A 4,776-nucleotide genomic window follows, 5' to 3' on the forward strand; every position below is an offset into this window, starting at 1 on the left:
ATGTTGCCTAAGTAACTGAATAAAAATAGTCCAATTTATTGACTTCTGAGCAATGGGATATGTTTTGAAAGATTGGAATACAGGTCAGTACTTCAAAATTGGAGAAAAGAATGCTGATTTTATAACAAATTAATCAATAAGGTTTTCTTATATTGTTGAGAAAGGAAGTGTGATTTTTAAATCATCACGCTTCCTTTTTTTTGATTTGTTTTCACCTGATATTAACAAATTACATTGTCAAGTATCTAGGCAAAATTTTTGTAACCGCTCTCTACTAATGATATAGTAGGCATTACAAACAAAGTGTTTGTTAAACAATATACACGTTATTAGTGCGTGTCAAGATTATGCTGAGTATTGTATGAAAAAGGGAGGAATTACATGACAAACATAAATGGAGAATATGCAAAGCAGAATTTTCCAAAACAGAGTCAACCTGAACCAGGATTACAAAGCAAGATGTCGCCAACACCAGATGATGGTGCAGCAAGTTACGTTGGGCATGACCGCCTGAAACATAAGAAAGCACTGATAACCGGTGGTGACTCAGGAATCGGCAGATCTGTGGCGATAGCGTATGCGCATGAAGGTGCTGATATTGTGTTAAATTATCTTCCTGAAGAAGAACCAGATGCACAAGAAGTTAAGGGCATTATTGAATCATTGGGTCGTAAAATCAAGCTAGTTCCAGGTGATTTAAAGAATGAAGCATTCAGCCAAAAGTTGATTGATGAAGCAGTTTCATTTTTTGGTGATTTAAGTATTTTGACGTTAGTAGCTGGTAAACAACAAGCGGAAGCTGATATAGCTAATTTGTCGACACAACAAATAACCGACACTTATGCAACAAATGTTTTTAGTCTCATTTGGCTTGTTAAAGCGGCCTTACCACATATGCAACCTGGCAGCAGTATCATAACAACGAATTCTATTCAGGCAGAGCAACCATCGTCATTTCTCGTGGATTATGCAGGTACAAAAGCTGCTATCAAGAATATGACGATGAGTTTGGCTAAACAATTGGCTAATCGAGGGATTCGCGTGAATAGTGTGGCACCTGGTCCCATTTGGACACCTTTGCAGATTGTTGGTGGACAGTTACCGGAGAACATTCCAACATTTGGCCAATCGACACCCATCGGTAGAGCTGGTCAACCGGCAGAATTAGCAGGCGCTTATGTTTTCCTAGCTTCAAATGAATCTAGCTATGTAACAGGTGAGTCAATCAATGTTACTGGTGGCTTAAAGTAAATCATGAGCTCCTTTGAATTTCGAAGATACTAACCAGAAATTTGGTTGGATCAACGAAGAAAGTGGAGAAAAGATGGATAAAAAGAATAAAAAATTTGGCTTTTGGGATAAACTGTCGATGCTTTTGGCGTTGTCTCAATTATTGTTCAGTTTCTATTATTTTGTCAGAAATTGGAAGAAAACAAAAGAAGATTAACAAATTTTCATTTTAGGCATAAAGGAGGAAAACTATGTTAAAAACTGTACTTAAGGTATTGTTAGCATCTACATTAATTCTAGGCGGTATAGCGGTTGGAGGGACTATATTTGCAGCTAAAGGCATCGACAAAGCTGGGGACCGTTTGGAAGAGGAAATCCATAATTAAATCATTGAACAGATAATAACGATAGCAACTTATTGATGATGAGCTGTTGTTTTTTAATCTTTACAAAATAACCCATAATTTCGTTGTTTTGTAAAGGGGGTAAGCGTTATTTTTGTAAATGCTTTCCGATAGTGTTATATTTAGGCTAGTGAATTGGATATCATAATTCATAGAGAAGAGAATGGAGGAAAGATTATGATTTGGTCATTAATTGTAGGTGCCATTATTGGTGCCATTGCAGGTGCTATCACAAATCGTGGTGAGTCAATGGGGTGGATTAGCAATATTATTGCTGGTCTAATCGGATCGGCTATTGGCCAGGCTTTGTTGGGTCAATGGGGACCTAGCTTGGCGGGAATGGCAATCATTCCTTCGATAATTGGTGCTGTGATTCTTGTACTAGTCGTGTCAATGGTGCTTGGTATGAGAGCAAAACAGTAGCATAAGGTAATAGAGAGGTATGATATGAAGAAAAGTCAAAAAATTGTTCTGAGTATTTTCAGCCTCGGATATTTGGTTGGGCTTTGTTTGTTGATATGGCCAAAAATAATTGATGAAGTTTTCAAATTTTTAGCAGAGTTTAATATACATTTAGACTTTAAGAGTGATCTTTTCATTTATTACTATGGTCTTGTACTGCTGGCACTGACCGTGCTTTTGTTTTTGCTCATATGGATATGGCCGGTAGAATTACCAGATATTCTTTTGAAGCAAACCAAAGAAGGACGGCTTGCGTTGAGTAATCATGGTATCAACCAGTTTATTCAGACAAAGCTCTCAGGTGAAGATTTATCAAATATTAAAGTGAGATTGAAAAATACTCGTCGTCAACGAAAATTTTATATTGTTGCTGATTCAGTTTATAAACAGGCGACAGTCAAAGAATTACCTCGTATTTCATACGATTTAACGAAAAGCTTGAATGATTTACTCGCTGGCATAAATCGAATTCCCATTAAAGTTGATATTAAAGTAAATCAGAAATCAAACTCAAAGCGTAAAGTCACACGTGTGATTTAAAAAGGAGTGCGGATATAATGAAAGACAAAAAATCAATTAATATTTGGGTTGGTGGTCTTGCGGGTTTCATTCTGTCAACTCTATTGGTAACTGTAGGATTTTGGAAGACGATTTTGATTATAGTTGTCACCTTACTAGCAGGTTGGATTGGCTACTTGCTCGAAGCGTATAATGTCGATTTGTCAATTGTCTCTAAAATATTTACACGTAAAAATTAATTATTTAGATATAGAAAGGATTTAATTATGTCTACAGAAAAAACAACTACACAAAATACTGCAACAGAGAATCGTCAACCTAAAGGTGAATTAACATTTGATGACAAAGTGATTCAAAAAGTAGTGGGCTATGCAATTGAAAACGTGACAGGATTGCTAGGTGTTGACGGTGGTTTTGTCGCAAACATTAAAAATAAAATTGTGAATACGGATAACCCCACTGATGGCATTGGTGTCGAGGTCGGAAAAGAACAAGTTGCGGTAGATTTAGATATTATCATGGAATATGGGCACAACGCACATGATATTTATAAGCAACTAACAGAAGTAATCACAAAACAGGTGCGAGAAACAACAAGTTTGACGCTAGTTGAGTTAAATGTTGAAGTAGTTGATATTCAAACACAAAAAGAATTTGACGCATCACAAACAAGCTTACAGGATCGCGTAACAGCCGCTGGTAGCACAATCAAAGAAAAAACTTCAGATGGCGTTGATGCCGTGAAAAAAGCAACTTCTCAAGCAGTGAACGATGACGATAATCGTGTCAAGTAAATGTACAAGCGGTTTGAAGTTGCAGTAGCAAGTCTCTGCACAACGGTCTAAACGTTGTGACGTTCGCAATCAAACGTTATTTTGATGATCTTAATGATCGTTAAAATAATGTGGGCACCTTAAGGGTGCCTTTTTGTTTGCTTTTATTGTATAACACCTATTAATTGCGATAATCCACTACACTTTTTTTGTTATTATACACTTATGTTTACAGATTATTTTAATGGGGTTAAGCTGACATCAGCTTGCCCCGCGCGGGTAGCGTTCTGCATGACATACTCTCACTGAAAGTGATCCTGCAATGATAAATTGCCCCGTCACGGCGTGACCCGCCGGAGGTTTTACAAGCCGGATAATAGGCGCTGTAAAATAGCAGTTTCCCCAGTAGGAAGGGGAAACGCTACTGGCATCGCTTGTCGATGACACGCCTCGCAGAGCCTGTCCAAAATATCATTTTGGTATAACAGGCTATACCAGATTTTTAACGGTGTTATACTGGTCTTGGAAAACCTTTTTCGAGGAGGCATTTTTGATGGCGCATTTAAAGAAAAATACCCGTGGCGCAGTCCCTGGTTTAGCGGTTCACTTTGAACGTAAAACCGACCATCACACGAACAAAGAAATTGATGTGTCGAAATCCTATCTGAATCAAGATCTCATGGCGGATGGTTCTGATATGCTTTCACGCTTCAATGCGCGTTTAAATGACGTTTATTGCATGAAAAGAGACGATGTGAAGGCGTCAGCGAATTGGATCGTCTTTCCTGAAGAACTCACAGAAGCCCCCTATGAGCAACAGAGCGCTTTTTTGAAGCAACCACGGCATTTCTCAATGATCGCTATGGGCAAGAAAATGCCGTGACCGCGGTGGTGCATTATGATGAGACAACCCCTCACTTGCGCTATGCCTTTTTCCCAGTGGTTTATATTTATCGCCCCTCACAAATACTATTAAAACAGTCCTCATTATCTAACTAGTAGATAATGAGGACTGTTTTTTATTTATGAATAATAATAAACCGTTAATGTCGCTACATTTTTCGTAACTTTATAATCAGACTGTTATACATGAATTATGATACGATGCAACAAATTTGCCTGATAATTAAAGACTCACATCTTTCAAAGCCACACCGATTATTCATGGTGATTTCAGCCACTAAAGTGACTGTTTCACTTTAGTGGCTATTGTTTGAAAGCACTTTCTCTTAGTGCTATGATTGACCTATTAAATCATTGATAGGAGGAAACATATTTATCAAAATGTAACTGTTGCAGGTGGTGGCATTTCAGGCGAGCAAGTTGCCTTTCAAAGGCAGTTCATGGGATTTTATGAACATCCTACCCTGAATACCAACAAGAGTCAT

General features: G+C 37.8%; 6 protein-coding genes and 1 pseudogene. All 7 read left to right on the top strand.

The annotated features are described in order from the left end of the window. Positions 1-381 precede the first annotated feature (381 nt). Positions 382-1,251, top strand: a complete 870-nt coding sequence (locus ACW12G_RS06265) for an SDR family oxidoreductase (protein WP_146977423.1) — start codon at positions 382-384, stop codon at positions 1,249-1,251. 230 nt (positions 1,252-1,481) lie between these two features. Then, complete coding sequence (locus ACW12G_RS06270; protein ID WP_002827664.1) at positions 1,482-1,616, top strand: hypothetical protein; 135 nt, start codon at positions 1,482-1,484, stop codon at positions 1,614-1,616. A 195-nt stretch (positions 1,617-1,811) separates the two neighbouring features. After that, positions 1,812-2,057 (top strand): GlsB/YeaQ/YmgE family stress response membrane protein, encoded by a 246-nt coding sequence (locus ACW12G_RS06275; protein ID WP_011679630.1) that lies wholly within the window; start codon positions 1,812-1,814, stop codon positions 2,055-2,057. 24 nt (positions 2,058-2,081) lie between these two features. After that, positions 2,082-2,636, top strand: a complete 555-nt coding sequence (amaP, locus tag ACW12G_RS06280) for an alkaline shock response membrane anchor protein AmaP (protein ID WP_455647536.1) — start codon at positions 2,082-2,084, stop codon at positions 2,634-2,636. 17 nt (positions 2,637-2,653) lie between these two features. Continuing rightward, positions 2,654-2,854 (top strand): DUF2273 domain-containing protein, encoded by a 201-nt coding sequence (locus ACW12G_RS06285; protein WP_002827661.1) that lies wholly within the window; start codon positions 2,654-2,656, stop codon positions 2,852-2,854. Between the two features lie 27 nt (positions 2,855-2,881). Beyond that, positions 2,882-3,409, top strand: a complete 528-nt coding sequence (locus ACW12G_RS06290) for an Asp23/Gls24 family envelope stress response protein (RefSeq protein WP_048702263.1) — start codon at positions 2,882-2,884, stop codon at positions 3,407-3,409. A 532-nt stretch (positions 3,410-3,941) separates the two neighbouring features. After that, a pseudogene (locus ACW12G_RS06295) lies at positions 3,942-4,336 on the top strand (plasmid recombination protein); the annotation flags it as partial. Positions 4,337-4,776: the final 440 nt, after the last annotated feature.

This window comes from Leuconostoc sp. (genome assembly GCF_965300815.1).